This window comes from Pantoea sp. RIT413 (genome assembly GCF_003057675.2).
Lineage (GTDB): Bacteria > Pseudomonadota > Gammaproteobacteria > Enterobacterales > Enterobacteriaceae > Pantoea > Pantoea eucrina.
This window is the reverse complement of the sequence record NZ_QBJB02000001.1, coordinates 309,081-325,966: the sequence shown is the minus strand read 5'-3', so window position 1 is coordinate 325,966 and position 16,886 is coordinate 309,081. Positions and strand designations below refer to the sequence as shown.

16 protein-coding genes are annotated in these 16,886 nt (G+C 58.8%); 8 read left to right on the top strand and 8 right to left on the bottom strand.

Annotated features, from left to right (window positions below; translation table 11 throughout):
- Nucleotides 1-11: 11 nt before the first annotated feature.
- Both DBY66_RS01540 and DBY66_RS01535 read right to left on the bottom strand, forming a co-directional pair.
- On the bottom strand, nt 12-1,355 hold the full coding sequence (locus DBY66_RS01540) for a DUF3131 domain-containing protein (protein ID WP_039384349.1): 1,344 nt from the start codon (nt 1,353-1,355) through the stop codon (nt 12-14).
- Nucleotides 1,345-3,168 (bottom strand): cellulose synthase catalytic subunit, encoded by a 1,824-nt coding sequence (locus DBY66_RS01535; RefSeq protein WP_108569315.1) that lies wholly within the window; start codon nt 3,166-3,168, stop codon nt 1,345-1,347. Before DBY66_RS01535 ends, DBY66_RS01540 begins: the two co-directional genes overlap by 11 nt.
- Nucleotides 3,169-3,482: 314 nt before the next feature.
- Between DBY66_RS01535 and opgC the strand changes: the two genes are divergently transcribed.
- Genes opgC through DBY66_RS01510 form a run of 5 tightly spaced genes read left to right on the top strand, consistent with a single transcriptional unit; the run spans nt 3,483 to nt 7,641 of the window.
- Nucleotides 3,483-4,697: an OpgC domain-containing protein gene (gene opgC, locus DBY66_RS01530; protein WP_108569316.1), complete on the top strand. Its 1,215-nt coding sequence runs from the start codon at nt 3,483-3,485 to the stop codon at nt 4,695-4,697.
- A gap of 55 nt (nt 4,698-4,752) precedes the next feature.
- A complete protein-coding gene (locus DBY66_RS01525) occupies nt 4,753-5,625 on the top strand; it encodes a hypothetical protein (RefSeq protein WP_233207412.1) in 873 nt (290 codons plus the stop codon).
- A 10-nt stretch (nt 5,626-5,635) separates the two neighbouring features.
- Nucleotides 5,636-6,874, top strand: coding sequence for a SpoIIE family protein phosphatase (locus DBY66_RS01520; protein WP_108569317.1), 1,239 nt, complete (start codon nt 5,636-5,638; stop codon nt 6,872-6,874).
- Nucleotides 6,864-7,196: an STAS domain-containing protein gene (locus DBY66_RS01515; protein ID WP_104084968.1), complete on the top strand. Its 333-nt coding sequence runs from the start codon at nt 6,864-6,866 to the stop codon at nt 7,194-7,196. The genes DBY66_RS01520 and DBY66_RS01515 overlap by 11 nt, the downstream gene beginning before the upstream one ends.
- 10 nt (nt 7,197-7,206) lie before the next feature.
- Nucleotides 7,207-7,641, top strand: a complete 435-nt coding sequence (locus DBY66_RS01510) for an ATP-binding protein (RefSeq protein WP_052246490.1) — start codon at nt 7,207-7,209, stop codon at nt 7,639-7,641.
- Here the strand turns inward: DBY66_RS01510 and DBY66_RS01505 are convergent.
- Complete coding sequence (locus tag DBY66_RS01505; RefSeq protein ID WP_108569318.1) at nt 7,627-8,814, bottom strand: alpha/beta hydrolase-fold protein; 1,188 nt, start codon at nt 8,812-8,814, stop codon at nt 7,627-7,629. The two genes, DBY66_RS01510 and DBY66_RS01505, sit on opposite strands and share 15 nt — an antisense overlap.
- Nucleotides 8,815-8,998: 184 nt before the next feature.
- On the opposite strand from DBY66_RS01505, the gene DBY66_RS01500 reads away from it, so the two are divergent.
- The 3 genes from DBY66_RS01500 (at nt 8,999) to DBY66_RS01490 (ending at nt 11,366) form a co-directional block, all read left to right on the top strand.
- On the top strand, nt 8,999-9,541 hold the full coding sequence (locus DBY66_RS01500) for a hypothetical protein (protein WP_071668817.1): 543 nt from the start codon (nt 8,999-9,001) through the stop codon (nt 9,539-9,541).
- 43 nt (nt 9,542-9,584) lie between these two features.
- A complete protein-coding gene (locus DBY66_RS01495; RefSeq protein WP_146745169.1) occupies nt 9,585-9,827 on the top strand; it encodes a hypothetical protein in 243 nt (80 codons plus the stop codon).
- Nucleotides 9,828-10,292: 465 nt separating this feature from the next.
- Nucleotides 10,293-11,366 carry an acyltransferase gene (locus DBY66_RS01490; protein WP_108569320.1) on the top strand — a complete coding sequence of 358 codons (1,074 nt, stop codon included), beginning with the start codon at nt 10,293-10,295 and terminating at the stop codon, nt 11,364-11,366.
- Nucleotides 11,367-11,485: 119 nt separating this feature from the next.
- Here DBY66_RS01490 and DBY66_RS01485 read toward each other — a convergent pair whose 3' ends face one another.
- The 5 genes from DBY66_RS01485 to DBY66_RS01465 all read right to left on the bottom strand — a co-directional run bounded on the left by DBY66_RS01485 (nt 11,486) and on the right by DBY66_RS01465 (nt 16,745).
- On the bottom strand, nt 11,486-12,346 hold the full coding sequence (locus DBY66_RS01485) for a DeoR/GlpR family DNA-binding transcription regulator (protein WP_039384361.1): 861 nt from the start codon (nt 12,344-12,346) through the stop codon (nt 11,486-11,488).
- Nucleotides 12,347-12,466: 120 nt separating this feature from the next.
- Entirely contained in the window at nt 12,467-13,411 is a 945-nt protein-coding gene (locus DBY66_RS01480; protein WP_071668919.1) for a D-ribose ABC transporter substrate-binding protein, read from the bottom strand.
- Nucleotides 13,412-13,481: 70 nt separating this feature from the next.
- Nucleotides 13,482-14,537, bottom strand: a complete 1,056-nt coding sequence (locus DBY66_RS01475; protein WP_199559909.1) for an ABC transporter permease — start codon at nt 14,535-14,537, stop codon at nt 13,482-13,484.
- Between the two features lie 22 nt (nt 14,538-14,559).
- Nucleotides 14,560-16,098 carry a sugar ABC transporter ATP-binding protein gene (locus DBY66_RS01470; protein ID WP_108569321.1) on the bottom strand — a complete coding sequence of 513 codons (1,539 nt, stop codon included), beginning with the start codon at nt 16,096-16,098 and terminating at the stop codon, nt 14,560-14,562.
- Nucleotides 16,095-16,745: a DUF2291 family protein gene (locus tag DBY66_RS01465; RefSeq protein WP_108569322.1), complete on the bottom strand. Its 651-nt coding sequence runs from the start codon at nt 16,743-16,745 to the stop codon at nt 16,095-16,097. The genes DBY66_RS01470 and DBY66_RS01465 overlap by 4 nt, the downstream gene beginning before the upstream one ends.
- Nucleotides 16,746-16,886 lie beyond the last annotated feature (141 nt).

Sequence of the window (16,886 nt, the reverse complement as noted above, 5' to 3'; positions counted from 1 at the left end):
CGATAGCACTTTCATCGTTCTTGCTCCTTGTTGCGTGCGGTTGCGGGGGGCTGAGACAGGCAGCCCAGGCAGAGCAGCTGTCCGTGGGCGATATAGGAGAGGCTCTCCAGCACCATCGCGTTGGTATCGGCATTCAGGGCAGCGTTCACGCTGCCGTCAGGGTTAAATCCCGCCTGCCAGCCTTTGCCGGGCACCAGCAGCGGCAGCATCTGCTGGCGCAGCGCGTCGCTCCAGCGATTGCGGAACAGGGCATACCAGGCAAAGGCGGTACGGACCGAGAGCAGCGCCTGGTTGGGCAGCGGGGCGACGGTATGCTGTGGTGCGCCGCGCTGCGGCTGTCGGCCCGGCAGCGCCGCATTGAAATCGGGTGCCTGTTCGGCATAGTCGGCGCTGATATCCCCCCGTGAGTCAGGTTTGCCGGTGCGCTGCTGCAGGATCTGCATAATGCGCCAGCTGATCTCACCGCTGCGCGCGTCAAATCCCTGCTCCAGCCCGGTCAGCAGATAGGGTGAGCTGATGAGCGACGGCTGTTTGCCCCACGGCGTGCGGATCCCTTCATCAGGCACCGCGTGCCCCTCAATCTCAATCATCTTCAGCCCGTCCGGCGGCTGGCTGACTGCCAGTCCCGCGGTGCTGTTGATCAGCCGCAGCACGCTGCCCGCATAGAGACGATAGCCGTAGCTGCCGCGCGGGTCGTCGCTGCGGATCACCCAGCGATTGACCGGCAGGCTGGCACCCTGCGGACCGCTGCTCTGCAGCAGCGCATTCAGCTGCCAGCCCGCCAGCAGCTGCTGTACGGCGGCAGCGTGCTGCGGATAGCGCCACAGCAGGATCTGCAGCGGCATCAGCAGACGGCCCATATCGATAGCGGAGCCGGGGCGCGCCGGATCCTGGTCGAGCGGGGTCAGGGTTTCAGCCTGATAAAAAGCGGCGGGAAGTTTATCCGGCTGCAGCGGCAGCCTGCCCAGCGCCTCAAGCGCGGAGCCGATGCGGTCGTCAAACTCAGCGGCGTCAATCACCTCCAGCTGGCGGGCAGCAATGGTTGCCAGCAGATAGCTGCCGCTGCTCCACAGGCTCAGCCAGGGGTTATCCGCTTCCGCGTTAGCCAGCCCGTTGGGCTGCGTGTTATTGACAAAGTATTGCCACGCCACGCGTGCCCACACCGCCTCCTCAAACGTCAGCTCGCGCGTCTCCGGCAGCGCGGGAAAACTTTCGCTGAGGATAATTCCATCGGTGGTTTCCGTGCGGGTGGGCATCTGATGTTCAACCCACAGCACAATGGCAAAGCCGATCAGAAAGCCGATCAGAATGGTGAGATAGCTGCGTGCGCTATAGAGTCCCGCTTTAAGGCTCATGGTCTGCCGTCTCCTGTGCCGGCGGCGTCCAGAGCGCAGCCATAATCATAGGCAGCATCGCCGCAATGTTGACGGCTCCCCAGAAAATGTTGATGACGTAACCCGAAGGGTCATCGACGTTGCCGCGCGCTACCTGTATACCGCCCCAGATAAGCCCGAGCAGCGTCAGCGCCACAATCGCCAGCTGCGGCTTCACCAGGTAGAGAAAACGCCCGCTCTGCCGCTCCTTTGGCGTGACGTGAAACTTGATTTTTTCCCCGCGCAGCACCGTACCGAGCGCCCGCAGGTTGACAGAGAAGAACGCCAGATAAGAGGCGCGACCGTCCCACGCGGAGATCCCCCAGGTGCCGAACATAAAGGCGAGCTCAGAGACGATAAAGAACGGCAGAAAATGCAGGTAAAAAGGCGTTGAGTAAGCGGCCACCGGCGGAATACCGGTAAACAGATAGATCAGCGGCGAGATAAGAAACACCGTGTTCCAGATGCAGGCCAGGTAGGACCAGAACGTTGTGCCGTACATCAGCGTTTGTGCCGCGCTCAGCTTAAAGCGGCGGCGGCTGAAAATTTTGTCATGAAACAGAATATCCAGCGAACCCGCAGCGTACTTAAAGCGCTGGATCATCCACGTCAGCAGATCCTGCGGCGAGAGCATTTTGGATTCAATGCCCGGATGCATCACCGAACGCCAGCGGCGACCGGCGTCACCGTGCAGTACGATTGAGGTATAGATATCTTCAGAGACGTGGAATTTATAGGGCGTTAGCTCCGTGTCGGCAATAATGTGCGGTCGCATCGCCTGTGACAGCGCCTGACGCGTCTCCTCATCGCGGATATCCTGCGTAAAGCGCGCAATCTCTTCCTCCACGTTAAACGCGTAGCTGCGCAGGGCGGCCTGCATAACGGCTTCGCGCCGGTGGACAGAGGCGGCACCGCAGCAGAACGCCGCGTTGGCCGCATTGCGGCGGCGCAGGATCACGTCGTAGAACATACGCGGATCGTTAAAGAAGGGATCGCTGCCCACGGTAAGCGGGCCAAACAGCTTTTCACTCAGGCTGCCAAGCAGCCAGCCGGGCCAGCCGGTCCGGCGCCGCAGCCATGCCGGCAGACGCTCACCTTCAGGCAGGTCATAAAACCACTGCGGCGTCTGCACCCAGGCGACGTCCGGATCGCGGAAATAGCCCAGCGTATGCACCAGCAGCGTCGGGAAAACACGGGTATCCGCATCGCAGATCACCAGAAAATCGCCGTCAGTGTGCTCCATGCCGTTGCGGATATTGCCCGCCTTGAACCCGGTGTTGTTGTCGCGGGTAATGTAATTGACACCTTCCTGCTCACACACCGCGCGCATCTCCGGGCGACGACCATCGTCCAGCACGTGCACCTTGTAATCGATAGCGGCGGGATAGTGCACCTTACAGGCATCCTGAATCGACAGCCTGACCAGCTCCGGATCTTCTGAGTAGGTCGCAATAAACAGGTCAACCCGGATAGGTCGCGGCGCGGCCTGATCTGCCGGCAGCAGACACTGGTTAATCTCCTCCGGCGCAGGCGGACAGGGCGGATCTTTCTCCTGCCAGATGTTGATAGTGAACAGCAGTGTGCCAAACCAGGCGCAGGTCTCTGCCAGCGCCAGCGGCACCGCATACCAGAGCGCATCAGGGTTCAGCGAGGACATCCAGCGCCAGCGAATGTAGTTTGCGCCCAGAATCAGTCCGGCAACGGCCAGCACCTGCCAGCAGATAATAACCCAGCGCGGTGTCTGCAGCGCCGGAGGGGGACGACGCTGTTCAAAACGGGAAAAGTAGTGGTCCATGGCATCCTGTCTCACATCCTGCAAAAAAGGGCATCTGACCTGGTGAACGCGTTAAGGCAAGCTAAATGAATGAATAATATTAAAACAGATCACTATTATTTATTATTAGCGTCTGGCTTTCTGATGCTTACGCTCAGGGCACCTGACAGCACAAGAAAACATATAGCTGGCAAATAGCGGTTTTAACAGCTTAATTTACGCTATATTTATCATCAGTCTATTTATTGCGCAATGCAGCTACACTTTTCCTTACATCTGAAATATATATTATATTAATGTTTTAACTGATCCTTTATCAGCAGGGCTAATGCGTTATGAGCGAAACTGTCGCCGCGGCTGCAACCTCTGTCACCGTGCCGCAGACATGGCGTTATGCCGTGCCTGGCCGGCGCGATCTGCGTATTGATATGTTGCGCGGGATTGCGCTGGTGATGATGGTCGTGGCTCATACTGAACTGCTCTCTGCGATCAATATCTTTACCTGGGAGCGGTTTGGCCTGACTACGGGGGCTGAAGGGTTTGTCATCCTTTCCGGCTTTATGCTCGGTATGCTCAACCGGCAGCGGCTGCAAAAAGAGGTGCTGCTGACGATTGGCTGGACGCTATGGCGGCGGGCCGGGAAGATCTATCTGGTGAATATCGTCATTGTGCTGCTGATTTTGCTGCTCTCCGCGCTGCCGCTGATTAACACCTTTGAGGTTACGCACTTTGTCGATCGCTATTCCGGTACGGTCTGGGCGCTGTTTCCCGCTACGCCGCAGATCAAAGAGACCTGGTTTAATATTGTGCTTTACCTGCAGATAGGCCCTCATCAGACGCAGATCCTGGGTCTCTATATCTGCCTGCTGCTGGTCAGCCCGCTGTTCCTCTGGCTGCTGCAGACGCGACGCGCGGGCTGGCTTATCGCTGCTTCGCTGCTTGGCTATCTCGCTTACCAGCGCTGGCCGCTGCGGCTGACGGTTTCCGAGTTTGAATTCGCCTTTCCCTTACTGGCATGGCAGCTGATCTACGTGCTGGGCATGTGCTGCGGCTGGTTTAAAGATGAGCTGACCTCGCTGGCGCGCATCCCGGCAGGCTATGTGGTGATCACGCTGATGGTGATTTATGCGCTGGTGATGATGTTTGTTGCGCAGAACCATACCAATCCGTTTATGCCGCCGGCGCTGCTGCTGCACATCATCCCGCCCGCCGATTTTAACTGGTTTTATCACCATCTCGCCGCCAAGAACGCGCTGGGACCGTGTCGGGTCATCAACGACTTCTGCCTGATTCTGCTGGTCTATCTGATCCTTACCCGCTGCTGGTGGCCCATCAATAAAGTGGCGGGCTGGTTTCTGATCCCGCTTGGTCAGCATTCGCTTTACACTTTTATCCTGCACGTGTTTGTGGTGCTGGGCGTCAGCCAGTTTGTCACTTTTGATCTGTGGCAGCAGGCGTGGCTGCGCAACACCGCTATCCATCTGGGCGCACTCGGCCTGCTGTGGTGGATGGCTAAAAAAGAGATTGGCGGGCGTTTTATTCCTAATTGATCGGAGACATCAGATGGAATTCGGGCAGCGGGCAGGGATAACGTGCGGTGTGTTCATGCTGGTGGCAGGCACGTTTAACGCCTCAGCGGCAGAGACCGGCTCGGATAAAGGGGCTGGAGCAGAGAGCAGTGAGCCGATTCAGGCGGGCGTGTTTACCAGCCGCTGGGGACGACTCTTTTCCGGTAACAAAGATACCTTCTCCGGCGCGCTGAGTTTTTCCAGCGGGCTGAAAGAGCAGTGGCTGACCATCCCGAACGGCTCTGAATCTGCGCAGCAAAAAAAGAAGATCAATCAGCTGCTGAACCTGAGCCTGCAGTATTCACCTTACAGCTACTGGTTTGCTAACGTCACCCTGCGCGCACCGATCACCGATTTTGACCGCTACACCACCGATTTCCGCTACAGCTTTGGCTATGACGACTGGCATGCTAATACTTTCAGCCTGGTCTACAGCAACTATGGCGATAACCATCTGTTTCCCTCCGGCACTAAGCGCTTTACCTACTTTGAGCAGGGGGCATTTACGTTTGCCTATAAATTTTCGCTGCCCAAACCCCTTGAGCGTCACCTGCTGATTAACGACGGGGATGCGCTGACCTGCCAGCTCGGCTACAGCTGGGTGCCGCGCTACTATTCGCTGGCGGATAACGATTTGCGCGCCAACAAGCAGGTCATGCTGGGCGGCTGCGGTTACACCTTTAAACAGCACTTCTTCGTCCGCGCCACCGCGTTCTGGTATCCGCACGCCAGCCAGCAGCAGCCGTGGAACGGAGATTACAGCTACAGCTTTGGCTATGCCGGCTATACGCCTGGCTCGTTCTCGTTGCAGTACAGCAACTATAGCGGTACCCGCTTTCCCGGCAGAAGCAGCGCGAATGCAAAGTTTCGTGAAGGCACGGTATCTCTGATCTGGTTCCTGCCGTTTTAGGAAGGTATATATGCAGCCCGTTTCCGCCCAGTCGGTACTGATTGTTGATGATGCGCTTACCTGGCGTAAGCTGCTGGCCGGTCTGCTACGGCAGTGGGGCTATCACGTGCTGGAAGCTGAAGAGGGTGAGCAGGCGCTGGCGCTGCTGCGGCAGCATCCGGTTAATCTGCTGATCAGCGACTGGGAGATGCCGGTCATGGACGGGCTGACGCTGTGCCGTCAGGTGCGCCAGCAGTTCCGGCAGCGTTATATTTATGTGATCCTGCTGACGGTACGCGAAAGCACCGACGATCTACGCGCCGGCTTCGCCGCCGGTGCCGATGATTTTCTGCGTAAACCGGTAAACCGGGTCGAGCTGCAGGCGCGCCTGCATGCCGGAGAGCGCATTCTGCAGCTGGAGTCGACGCTGGAGAGCCGCAATCAGAGCCTGCAGCAGGCGCTGCAGCAGATTGAGACCGACCTGCAGGCTGCCGCCGCGCTGCAGCGCAGCATATTACCGCCGCACGCCATTCATCACGCCGGCTGGTTTGCCGACTGGCTGTTTATACCTTCGGCCTGGGTTTCGGGCGATATTTTTCATTTTTTTCCGCTGGACGGGCAGGCGCTCGGTTTTTACAGCGTCGATGTCTCCGGGCATGGCGTGTCGGCGGCAATGATGTCGGTAGCGGTGGCGCGCCAGTTTCTGCATGGCCGTACGGTAGAGCGGTTTCTCTATAGCGGCGAGACGATTACGCCGCCCGCCGACGTGGTGGCGATACTGAATGAGCGCTTTGTGGCGCAAAGCAGCGACGTAACCAGCTATTTCACTATGGTGTATGGCGCGATTGATCGTCAGAGCGGTGCCGGACGACTCTGTCAGGCCGGGCATCCGCCACCGCTGATTGTGGCGCGCGATGGCACAATCCGCATCGTCGGCGAGGGCGGTGCGCCGGTCGGGCTGCTTAACGATCTGAGCTGGGAGGAGGTGAGTTTTACGCTGGCCCCCGGCGAGCGGCTCTGCCTCTACAGCGATGGCATTACAGAGTGTGAAAATCCACAGCAGGAGATGTTTGGCATGGCGCGGCTGCAGGCGCTGCTCGCCGGCCAGGCTTGCCAGCCGGCAGAGAGTCTGCTGCAGACGCTGCACCAGCAGCTTAACCGCTGGCGTGACCTGCCCGCTGACAGTACCGCACCGGCAGGCGACGATATCTCACTGCTGGTTATTGAACATCTGAACCCGGACGAACAGGAGTCTGCACATGAAGTTTGAATCTGACACCGTCGATAACACCCGCATTCTGACCCCGGTGGTACGACGACTGGACGCCGCCGTTGCGCTGCCCTTTAAGCAGCAGGTGCTGGAGGAGATCCGGCAGGGCACGCGCGCGCTGATCCTCGACTTTTCACGTGTGGATTTTATCGACAGCAGCTGTCTGGGCGCGCTGATTTCTATTCTGAAATCGCTCAATGGTGGCCAGCTGATGCTGTGTGCCCTGAACAGCAACATCAAAAGTATGTTCACGCTGACCCGGATGGACCGGGTCTTTACGCTGTGCGCCGATCGCGAAGAGGCGCTGCGTACGCTGCAATAAGGAGGGGCTTATGCACCACGCAATGGCCGCAGAGATGCTGACGCTGCCCGCTACGCTCAACAGCCTGACCCGTCTCGGCAACGCGCTGCGTCGTTTTCTGCAGCCGCTGCAGCTGCCGGAGAGCTGGATCTACCCGCTCGATCTGGCGCTGTGCGAGGCGGCGAGCAATATTATCCGCCACGGTTATCAGGATGATGCGCAGCAGCACTACCGGGTGCATTTTTCCTGTGATGAGCAGGGCGTCACCGTCACGTTGTCCGATAGCGGGCAACCGGTGCCTGAGGCACTTATGGAGCGCGCGCAGCGCGGTTTTGATGACATCGCTCTGCTGGCTGAGGGCGGCCGGGGCTGGCCGCTGATTTACGCCAGCGTGGATCGGGTCAGTTATCAGCGTCAGCCGGCAGAGAACCAGCTGACGCTGTGGCGGGCGCTACCGGGCGTCTGAGGCGTCTGAAGGTTTAAACAGCTGCTGGACAAACGCTATATAAGCCGGACGCCAGACATCCATCTCATGCCCGAGGCCGGCATAGCTGTGCCACTCATGCCGGATTTTCTGCTGCTCCAGCAGCGCCTGCAGTCCGGTCATATCCCGGCCGGTGATAATATCTTCGTCACCTGCCGCCAGCGCAAACAGGCGCAGCTGACGATTGATTGCGGCGGGCTTTTTCAGCTGTGCGGTAACACGAAAGTCAGGCACGGTTTCCGTGGTGACGCCGCTGAAGATGCCGAGCCAGGCAAACCGATCCAGATGCCGCATACCGCTGACCAGCGCCTGATAACCGCCCTGAGAGAGGCCCGCCAGCGCCTGGCCGCCAGCCTCGCTGCGCACGCGGTAGCGCTGAGCGATACGCGGCATAATCTCCTGCGTTAACTCACGATCGGCTGCCTGCGCGTTACGCGGATAGAAGGTTTCACGCCGGGAGGCGGGCGCAAAGGTCTCGGGGATGGCATCGCTGATATCCGTCTCCGTATCCGGGATCACCACCAGCATCGGGACAATTTTACCTTCCGCCAGCAGGTTATCCATGATTTGCGGGATGCGTCCCTGGGTTACCGCCGACAGCGCGGTGTCGCCAAAGCCGTGATAGAAATAGAGCACGGGCAGGGGATCCGCGGCGTCCGCCGCGCCCGGTGGCACCCAGACCGCCAGCTGTCGCTCGCGCTTCAGCACCTCTGAGTGCCAGGTCAGGGTATGGATTTCGCCATGCGGGACCTGACGCGTATCCAGCAGGCTGCCGGGCACCAGAATCAGGCTGGTATTGACCTGTCGCTGTGGTTTGGGCAGGGAATTGCCGGTATCGATGCTGCGAAAGCCATCTACGTTAAAGAAATATTCATACAGGCTCGGGGCGAGCGGTTCACTGGTAAAGCGCCAGATACCACGCTCATCCTTAGTCATGGGATGCGCGACATAGCGGTCAGGCGTGGCACCGGTGACCACATCCACCGCTTTTGCAGAGGGTGCCCAGAGTCGCCAGGTTATGCTGTCATCGGTGTTAACTGCGGAGAGATACTGTTCAGGGACCAGCGTATCAGGCGGGCGCTGCGGCAGAGGCTGCGCACCCGCTCCGGCGCTCCACAGCGCGGTGCAGACCAGGGCAATAAGAGAATAACGCATCAGTTTTCCTTACCAATAGACGGTATTGCAAGTGTGGCACAGGCCGCCTGAAAGTGAGAGAAACGGCGAGAAAAGTGTGAGAGCTGCAGGCAATTTGCAGGAAGCGTAGCGGGAATCGCGAACTGCGCTACCTTTAATAACGGGTGCTCACGCGTTAAATAACATCATTAATAGGGGGACAGCGGTGAAAATAGCCTGTTTAGCATGGGGGTCACTGATCTGGAAACCTGGTGAACTGCCGGTGGCCGGCGAGTGGCATGCGGATGGTCCGGCGCTGCCGGTGGAGTTCTGTCGTATTGGCGATGGCGGTGAACTGGCTACGGCGCTCTGTATGAACGCGGCACCAGTTAACGTTTACTGGGCAGTACTGGCGAGCGTTTCGCTGCCGGAAGCGGTGGCGGCACTGCGTCTGCGCGAGGCGATCCCTGATGAGCGTGAAGATGGCGTCGGCATACTGCTGCAGCCGCAGCATACGCCGGGTGTGCTTAGCGACTGGGCGCAGGATCGCTGCCTTGATGCGGTAATCTGGACCGCGCTGCCGCCGCGCTATCAGCACCAGGAAGGCTTAATCCCCAGCTGCGACGAGGCGCTCGCGCATCTCGCCAGCCTGAGCGGTGAGGCGGCTGAACACGCATTTGATTATATTCGTCGCGTGCCGGCACAGTTCGACACCGCTTATCGCCAGCGCCTGCAGGCGCTGATCGACACGTCAGCTGAAGTGGCGTAGAGCGGCGTAAAAGTTATCCTGAAGAATTTTGATGCGGTATGAGATGGCACTGTACCGTATCGTTGAACAGCTGATGGCAATATTTGCAGCTGAACCGGAAAGCTATAATGTGCCGGCAGCATTCTGGCAGAAAGCGTTACCGGTTAAAGCAGCGGACATGAAAAAGTATGTGGAGCGTATTCGCCAGGATAAGCAGCGGCGACTGCAGCAGAAAAAGCAGAAGGCTAATGATCTCAACGGAAGAGGTGAGGCGGGTAGCAGGGAAAACGGTCTGACAGAGGTCTGAGGTCATTGCGTCGTTGCGGATGAAATCCATCATTTAACATAATATACATTATGTGCACTTTGGTGGTGGCCGGTAATCTATCGCAGAATAGACATTTATACAGAATCGGCCGCATGTACCTGGGCGCCATTAATAGCGCCCCTACAAAACCGTATGCGATCCGGATCCGACAACCGCGCGGGCCTGGGCGCCATTAATGGCGCCCCTGTGGGTTTTATGGGCGTGCGTTGAATGATGACGTGTTATCCGGGCGCTCCGGCGAATTTTGTAGGGGGCGCATTAATGCGCTCCTGGTGAACATGCGCCCGCCCCCTGGTAAAAGAACCTGCGCCCGACCCCGGCTCACGCATAAATCCGGCGACCGCCCGGCGGGATTCAATTAGCATGTATTCATGCGTCATCTTTTATCGTGGTACTTTCTGACAAAGTACCTCGGACAACCCGATCGGCCACAGGATGTGTTAAATGAAGATCCTTTCTGTTCAGTATCTGCGCGGGCTGGCCGCGCTGCTGGTTGTTGTTGCGCATAACGCGTTACTGTTACCGGATGGTATGGCGGCGCATATTCCGGGCGCGCTGGGCGTCGATATCTTCTTTATCATCAGCGGCTTTATCATGACCTTTATTACGGCACACTCCGCTGAACGTCCGCTGCCTTTTCTGATTAAGCGTTTCTTTCGCATCTGGCCGGTGTTTTTTCTGGTCTGGCTGGCGGCCTGGACGCTGGTGTATAACGAACGCGGATTCCAGCAGATGGGCTGCGTGCTCTACTTTTGTCTGCAGGATTACAGCAGTGCCGGACCGGTGTTTGGTTACAGCGCGCTGGGACCACCGTGGACGCTGACTTATGAAGTGCTGTTCTATACGCTGTTCACGCTGGCGATGTGTATCAGCTATCGTCAGCGCAGCCTGGTCTGCAGCCTGATGTTTATCGTTGCCTCCGTCGGCTTTCAGCTGGCCTATAACGGCAGCGTCACCCTCTCCTCTCAGGCGTCTCCGGACCTGGTGGTAAACGCCTGGTGGCAGGCGTGGATCAAACTCAGCAGCAATACCATCGTATTTGAGTTTATTACCGGCATGCTGCTGGCCGAACTGGTTGTCAGCGGCAACATGCCGGCGCTGCGCACCCGCGGGCGACGCATTGTCTGGTTAGCGCTCGCCGCCGCGGCAGGTATCGCGTTGCTGACAGGCCCGCAGCCATTTGGCCTGCACGGCGGCTACTGGCTGGCCGCCATTATCATGGCTTGCGTCATTCTGCTTAGTGACGAACGACAGTCAGCGCCGCAGCCGGTGCTGAATTTCCTCGGCAACATCTCTTACTCCCTCTACCTGGTGCACTATCCGCTGCGCCGCGTGCTGCTCAACCAGCTGCCGGCTGACGCCAGCGCAGGCACAAAGCTGCTGGTCTTTGCGCTGTCGGTAAGCGGCAGTATCGCGCTGGCTGCGCTGCTGTTTCGCTATGTCGAACGCTACGCTATCCGCGCGGGGAAAAAGCTGGCCGATAGCTGTTATAGCTGGTTCTCCGTGCAAAAAAGCTGACCGAACAGCCGTGCCAGGCAGCTGAGGATACCTCCCCGCCGGGTGCTGTCCTGCTGATTGCGTCTGGCTGGAGGTGCTGGCCGATGAGGTAGGTCTGCTATTATGTTAAATAGCCCGGTTTACTCCGGGCTGCCAGCGGCGCGCTTGATCGGTGCAACCACCACGTTGACCCCGTTATCCTGCATGCGACGCAGCAGCGGCAGCGGCGTGCCCTGATTCACAATCACCACGTCAAACTCGCGCAAATCGGCAAAGCGATGCAGCGCGCGCCGGCCAAACTTGGTGTGATCCATCAGCAGAATACGCTTCTGTGCCGACTCAAACATGGCGCGCTTGGTCTCTACCGTCTCTGCTGACTGATGAAACACCGCGTCATCCACAATGGCGGACATGCTGACAAAAAAGATATCCGCGCGCAGCGAGGCGATCTCTTCGCGCGTCATGCGCCCCATAAACGCGTTACACCAGGGGTGATACTGCCCGCCCAGCCCCATCAGGGTAATATCCCGCCCGTTACGCAGCTCGTTCATCAGGGTCAGCGAGTTGGTGATCACCGTCAGCGGCGCTTTCGCGTAAAGCTGCCGCACCAGCTGAAACACCGTGGTGGAATCATCCAGAAACAGCGCCTGCCCTGGCTCCAGATAGCTGGCTGCAACTTCGGCAATCGCCTGCTTCTCCTCCAGCTGGCGCGTGGCGCGATAGATATCGCTCGATTCCACCAGGCTGGTTGAGGTAGCCGATACCACCCCGCGCGACTTATGCAGCAGGCCGCGCTCGACCATTTCATCAATATCACGGTGTGCGGTCATCAGACTGATACCAAACCGCGCGGTCAGATCTTCGATTCGTACGGCGCCCTCGGCCATGACCGCTTCCGCGATCAGCTGGCGGCGCGCCTGCTGGCGTGCCTGGCGACTGTCGCCGGGCAGCGTATCCGCCGTGAAAACACCAGGCAGCGTGTCGTGTGGGTTATGCGCCATATAAGTTCCGGAGAGGAGTAAAATGCAGGATTAGTTGTAATTACAGCGCGTTATACCCATTAATGCAAATAACCGATCGCCTGCACCCCGGCCAGCTGCGGCCAGCCGGGGATGCTGCGGTTACTGTTTAAGCACAAACGGTGAAATGAAGTTGCCGGCGTTCTCTTTGGTGATCAGCACGCAGTCAAACAGCTGTTTTTCAGCCGGTGCGCCGGTTTTTCCGGTTTTCAGGAAAGTATCTGCCTGCTCAATCGCTTTCTGTGCAAACAGCGCGACCGGCTGCATAACGGTATAGGCCAGCGTGCCGGCTTTCACCGCATCGACCGCGTCCGGCGTGCCGTCAAAGCCCCCGACCTTGATCTGCCCCAGTTTGCCGGCCTGTTTCAGAGCCGCAATAGCGCCCAGCGCCATCTCATCGTTACCGCTGATCACGCCTTTGATATCCGGATTCGCCTGCAGCAGCGACTGCATCTTGTTAAAGCCCTGCGTGCGATCCCAGTTCGCCACTTCCTGACCCGCCTTTTTCAGATCGGGATATTGCGACAGCACGGTATCAAAGCCGTTGGCGCGGGTTGCCGCATTGTTATCCGAGGGCGGTCCTACCAGCTCAACATAGTTACCGCTGTCGCCCACCTGCTTCACCCACTCCATGGCACCAGCAGCGGCGCCCTGCGCGTTGTTTGAAACCAGCTGCGCTTTCGCCAGCCCGCTCTGATTCAGCTCTGCGTTAATGACAAACACCGGAATATTGGCGGCAATCGCTTTTTTCACCGAGCCGATGGAGCCGTCAGCGTTGGCGGGATCGAGGATGATCGCTTTAGACTTATTGGTGATGGCGGTATCGATCAGCTGGCTTTCCGCGTTGGTATCGCCTTTATGGGCGCTGACTTTGGCGCTGTAGCCAAGTTTTTCAGCCGCTTTCTGCGCGACCTGGCCCTCCGTCAGCCAGTAAGGGTTAGAGGGATCGTTGACGATAATGGTCATCAGACCTTTATCAGCCCAGCCTGGTGCAGCAAAGGTGCTGATGGCGACGGTAGCGGCAAGCATAAGACGTTTGGTAAACATAGTGACTCCGTTATTATCAGGGTACAGGTTTTTTTTACGGATAAACGCGCACCGCAGCGGCGCGCGCAATTCAGCGGCTGCGTCGCCCGTACTGCAGCGTATTCAGTAACACGGCCAGTACAATCACGGCCCCGGTAAACACCGTCTGCCAGTAGGCAGAAACGCCGATAATCACCAGACCATCAGAGAGAAAGCCAATCACGAATGCTCCCAGCAGCGTGCCGCGCACGTTACCGCGCCCGCCGGTCAGCGCCGCCCCGCCAATGACCACGGCCGCAATCGCCGTCAGCTCGTAGGTGGTACCCGCCGTCGGGCCGGCAGAGGTCAGCTGCGAAGAGAGCACCAGCCCCGCCATCGCGGCACAGATACCTGACAGCACATATACGCTAATCTTCACGCGTTTCACCGGCACGCCGGAGAGATCGGCGGCACGCTCATTGCCGCCTGACGCATAGAGCCAGCGGCCAAACGCGGTACGGCTCAGCAGAAAACCGCACGCCAGCGCCACCGCGCCGAGTACCAGCACGCCAACCGGAATGTTGAACAGCCGGTTAAACCCAAGCCAGTCAAAGCCGGTGTTGCCCAGGGATTCACTGCCGGAAAGCTTGTTATAGGTCAGACCGTTAGTCATCAGGAGCGCAATGCCGCGCGCCACATACATAGTGCCAAGCGTGGCCACGAAGGCGGGTACGCGGCAGATGGCAATCAGTACGCCGTTCACCAGCCCGACCAGCGCGCCCACGACCAGCGTCAGGATCGCCACGGCCCACACCGGCAGATAGAGCACCACGCCGAGCGCCTCAAGGCTGATGCCCTGCATCATAAAGCCCGCCATTACGCCAGCCAGTCCCAGCGTAGAGCCGACGGAGAGATCGATGCCGCCATTCAGGATCACCAGCAGCATACCGATAGCGGGCAGGCCGAATATCGCCACGTGTGACGCCATCGTCAGGAAGTTAGCTCCGCTAAAATAGTTAGGCGACAGAAACGAAAACGTCGCGATAATTACCAGCAGCGCAATAAAGGCGCGTCCCTCCAGCAGCAGGCGGGCCAGGTTAAGCTGTTTTGTACTGCGGGCGGCATTCGCCGCGGGCGAGGTGGCCAGCGTTTGCGTTTGATCGGTCATACTTTTCACTCCGTTTTTCATGTTATGCCACCAGTGCTTCACCCGACGCCGCCATGATGCGCTCTTTACTCACGCTGGCGTCGAAAATGGCGGAGATACGCCCTTTGCTCATCACCACGATGCGGTGAGCGATGCTAAGGCATTCACCAACCTCGGAGGTGGTATAAACCACCGCCAGCCCCTGCTTCGCACTCTCTGCCAGCAGGCGAAACACTTCTGCTTTGGCACCGATATCGATGCCGCGGCTTGGCTCATCGAGCAGCAGCACGTTGGGCCGCGTCGCCAGCATCTTGCCAATCACAACTTTCTGCTGATTACCGCCCGAGAGCGAGCCGATTGCCGCGTCACCGCCTGCGGTTTTCACCGTGACGTTGCGAATGGTATCGCTTACCAGCTGCTTCTCACGGCGGGCGGAGAGCATCAGTCCCCGGACAAATTCACCGATGCTGGCCAGCGACAGGTTCTCCCCTACGCTCATGGTCTGTACCAGTCCGTCGCGCTGCCGATCTTCCGGCACCAGCGCCAGCCCGATAGCGATACGCTGCGCCAGAGATAAGCGGCTAATCTCCGTCTCCTGCAGCCGGATATCGCCGCTGCTCTGCGCGATACGTCCGGCAATGCACTCCAGCAGCTCCGTGCGCCCTGCTCCCATCAGGCCATAAATACAGACTATCTCGCCCGCCTTTATGGTCAGCGACAGGTTGTCTACCAGCCGGATGCCGGTTTTACTCTTCACCGTCAGGTTCTCAACCGTCAGCGCGGGCGGGCCAAAGGCGTAACCCTGCGGCGGCGAGCCGAGATCGAAATGCTCCCCCACCATGTTGCGTACGATCCACTCAAGATCGATATCGCTGCGCTCTGCCCAGGCGGTCATCACGCCGTCGCGCAACACAACGGCGCGGTCGGTGATCTCCAGCGCCTCCTCCAGGTGATGAGAGATATAAACGATGGCGACGCCCTGGCTGGTGAGATCGCGGATCACCTGAAACAGCACGCTGACTTCGGCGGCGCTCAGGGCCGAGGTTGGTTCATCCATGATCAGGATCTGCGAATTCACCGACAGCGCCCGGGCAATCTCCACAATCTGCTGCTGGCCGAGGCGCAGGTTCTCTACCGGCGTCAGCGGATCGATATCCTCTTCGAGCGCCGCCATCAGGTGCCGGGTCAGCCGTGCCTCTTCGTCGTAGTCAACGCCGGTAGCCCCCATGATTTCGCGGCCCATGAAGATGTTGTCACGGACATTCATATTGGGCGCGAGATTCAGCTCCTGATGAATAATGGAGATACCGCAGCCGCGCGCCTCGGTGGCGGAGTGAAATAGCTTACTTTCGCCATTGAGCAAAATTTCCCCGGATGTTGGCGTAATCACGCCGGATAAAATCTTCATTAAGGTCGACTTGCCGGCGCCGTTTTCACCAAACAGCGTGGTGACTTCGCCGCGGCGTATCTCAAAGTTCACGCCTTTTAGCGCATGCGTTGAGCCATACACCTTGCTGACGTTACGCGCCTGCAGCACCACTTCACCTTTTAACAGCGCCGGATTAACAGGAAAGGGTTTCATTTAACCTCCACGCTGACCGGTGTGATCAGCCAGTTACTGGCATTAAGGAGGCGAAACACCCCGATGACCTCCACGGTCTTGCCCGGCAGCGCGTTGCGGTCAAGCTTCTCCAGAACGCTGTTTTTCATGGCGCGGTTCAGCGCTGCCCCGGCGTTCTGATACTCAATCTGGTTGGTAAAATCGCCGAACTGAATAGTGCCGCTGGCGTCGCGCAGATCGGTACCGCTCAGGGCCGGCCCGGTCTGCAGGCGTACTTTCAGGCTCTCCGGCACGCCGGCGACCTGCAGCGGAAAAATCCCCTTCTCTCCCGGCTGCACCACGCCCTCCAGCCTGACCGGGATCACCGGCAGCGGCGAGCCGATACCATACTGCGCGGCGGCGGCCTGCTGGTTCGCCTGCAGCGCTGCGGCCAGCGTTTGCGCCGCAACGGCGCGACGCTCCACGCTCTGCTTCACCTCAGGAAAGTGCTGTTCCGCCCAGCTGTCTGGTGAAAAGCCCTGCTGCGTCTGCCCGGCGGCGTCGGTTCTGACAACGTGGGTATCCAGGGCAATGCCGGCTATGACGGCACAGCTCAGCACGGCGGTCAGCAGCAGGCGACGCCTGCGCTGCCGGTCAAGCTGGTGTGCGAGCACTGAAACATCAGACATAACGACACCTCATCGGGTTAACAGCCCGGAATTAACGCCGGCTGTGTTATATATGTGATAACTAATGTGATGAGAATTGTGCTGATGTGACTAAAATGTCAACAGCCCGGCGGCGATTTTTTCAGGAGAGCGATCTGGATC

Bases quoted from the DNA above. Each gene is read 5' to 3' on its own strand.
- DBY66_RS01540 (WP_039384349.1), bottom strand. From the start codon at position 1,355: ATGAGCCTTAAAGCGGGACTCTATAGCGCACGCAGCTATCTCACCATT.
- DBY66_RS01535 (WP_108569315.1), bottom strand. From the start codon at position 3,168: ATGGACCACTACTTTTCCCGTTTTGAACAGCGTCGTCCCCCTCCGGCG.
- opgC (WP_108569316.1), top strand. From the start codon at position 3,483: ATGAGCGAAACTGTCGCCGCGGCTGCAACCTCTGTCACCGTGCCGCAG.
- DBY66_RS01525 (WP_233207412.1), top strand. From the start codon at position 4,753: ATGCTGGTGGCAGGCACGTTTAACGCCTCAGCGGCAGAGACCGGCTCG.
- DBY66_RS01520 (WP_108569317.1), top strand. From the start codon at position 5,636: ATGCAGCCCGTTTCCGCCCAGTCGGTACTGATTGTTGATGATGCGCTT.
- DBY66_RS01515 (WP_104084968.1), top strand. From the start codon at position 6,864: ATGAAGTTTGAATCTGACACCGTCGATAACACCCGCATTCTGACCCCG.
- DBY66_RS01510 (WP_052246490.1), top strand. From the start codon at position 7,207: ATGCACCACGCAATGGCCGCAGAGATGCTGACGCTGCCCGCTACGCTC.
- DBY66_RS01505 (WP_108569318.1), bottom strand. From the start codon at position 8,814: ATGCGTTATTCTCTTATTGCCCTGGTCTGCACCGCGCTGTGGAGCGCC.
- DBY66_RS01495 (WP_146745169.1), top strand. From the start codon at position 9,585: ATGGCACTGTACCGTATCGTTGAACAGCTGATGGCAATATTTGCAGCT.
- DBY66_RS01490 (WP_108569320.1), top strand. From the start codon at position 10,293: ATGAAGATCCTTTCTGTTCAGTATCTGCGCGGGCTGGCCGCGCTGCTG.
- DBY66_RS01485 (WP_039384361.1), bottom strand. From the start codon at position 12,346: ATGGCGCATAACCCACACGACACGCTGCCTGGTGTTTTCACGGCGGAT.
- DBY66_RS01480 (WP_071668919.1), bottom strand. From the start codon at position 13,411: ATGTTTACCAAACGTCTTATGCTTGCCGCTACCGTCGCCATCAGCACC.
- DBY66_RS01475 (WP_199559909.1), bottom strand. From the start codon at position 14,537: ATGACCGATCAAACGCAAACGCTGGCCACCTCGCCCGCGGCGAATGCC.
- DBY66_RS01470 (WP_108569321.1), bottom strand. From the start codon at position 16,098: ATGAAACCCTTTCCTGTTAATCCGGCGCTGTTAAAAGGTGAAGTGGTG.
- DBY66_RS01465 (WP_108569322.1), bottom strand. From the start codon at position 16,745: ATGTCTGATGTTTCAGTGCTCGCACACCAGCTTGACCGGCAGCGCAGG.